1 protein-coding gene is annotated in these 1,401 nt (G+C 57.5%); it reads left to right on the top strand.

What is annotated here, in order from left to right; translation table 11 throughout:
- Positions 1 to 192: 192 nt before the first annotated feature.
- The gene (locus tag PH256_RS15160) at positions 193 to 1,341 is read left to right on the top strand and encodes an iron-containing alcohol dehydrogenase (RefSeq protein ID WP_270914824.1); all 1,149 of its coding nucleotides are present in this window, start codon (positions 193 to 195) and stop codon (positions 1,339 to 1,341) included.
- Positions 1,342 to 1,401: the final 60 nt, after the last annotated feature.

Below are 1,401 nucleotides of genomic sequence, written 5' to 3'. Positions count from 1 at the left end.
ATACCGCCGGCTTTTGCCGGCGGTATTTTTTTGCCCGCAGAAATAGTTGACAAAAATTTGTTCAGAAAATGGGTGAAAACGCAAATTGACAATCACCGCCTCCAAGTGATACCTTAAAAACAGATGATTCTTATATACGTATATAATTCGTAAATAAGAACAACGAGAAGATACAAATTACACAAGGAGGAAATGACGATGACTTACTATGTACCCCCGATCAACCTGCTGGGCAAGGGCTGCCTGCAGGATGCTGCCGCTCCCATCAAGGCCATGGGCTGCAAAAAGGCCCTGATCTCCACCGATAAGTTCCTGACCGGCAACGGCACCGTGGACAAGGTGGCCAAGATGCTGGAGAGCGTGGGCGTGGAATATGTGGTGTACAACGAAGCCAAGCCCAACCCCACCGTGAAGAACGTGGAGGACGGCCTGAAGGTCCTGCAGGAAAACGGCTGCGATTTTGTTGTAAGCGTGGGCGGCGGTTCCCCTCAGGACTGCGGTAAGGCCATCGCCGTGCTGGCCACCAACGGCGGCAGCATCAAGGATTACGAGGGCGTGAACAAGAGCTCCAAGAAGTCTCTGCCCATCGTGGCCATCACCACCACCGCCGGTACCTCTGCCGAGGTGACCATCAACTACGTGATCACCGACGAGGAGCGCCACGTGAAGATGATCATGGTGGACAACAACACCCTGGCTGCCGTGACCGTGAACGACCCCGAGCTGATGGTGAGCATGCCCGCCTCCCTGACCGCTGCCACCGGTATGGACGCACTGACCCATGCGGTGGAGGCCGTTGTGGCCAAGGGCGCCAACGATGTGACCGACGCCACCGCTCTGTACGCCATCAAGCAGATCTTCGAGTTCTTGCCCCGCGCCGTGAAGAACGGCCAGGATCTGGAAGCCCGCGAGCAGATGTGCTATGCCTGCTATCTGAACGGCATTGCCTTCAGCAACGCCGGTCTGGGCAATGTACACGCCATGGCGCATCAGCTGGGCGGCCTGTATGACCTGCCTCACGGTGTATGCAACGCCATGCTGCTGCCCGTGGTGGAGGAAGAAAACGCCAAGCACGCCCCGGCCAAGTTCCGTGCCATCGCTGCCACCATTGGCTACGACTGCGAGGGCAAGACCGACGCCGAGTGTGTGGATCATGTGATCGGCCGCATCAAGGCACTGTCTGAGGAAGTGGGCATTCCCAAGAGCCTGAAGGACGTGGGCGTGAACGATCCCGACTACGATACCCTGGCCGAGAACGCCATGAAGGACGCCTGCGCCGGCGCTAACCCGGTGTTCTTCGACAAGGAAAAGCTGGTGGAGCTGTTCAAGAAGATCGGTTGATTGCACCGCTTTTTTCCCGGACTGCAAACCGCCGGACCTCTGAAAGGAGGTCCGGCGGTT

The organism is Allofournierella sp. CML151, assembly GCF_027853465.1.
GTDB lineage: Bacteria > Bacillota > Clostridia > Oscillospirales > Ruminococcaceae > Allofournierella.
Note: the sequence above shows the minus strand (reverse complement) of the source record. Positions and strands in the feature narration are given on the sequence as shown.

What these genes read in the sequence shown, in the direction of transcription:
- PH256_RS15160 (WP_270914824.1), top strand. Translation starts at nt 193, where the DNA reads ATGACGATGACTTACTATGTACCCCCGATCAACCTGCTGGGCAAGGGC.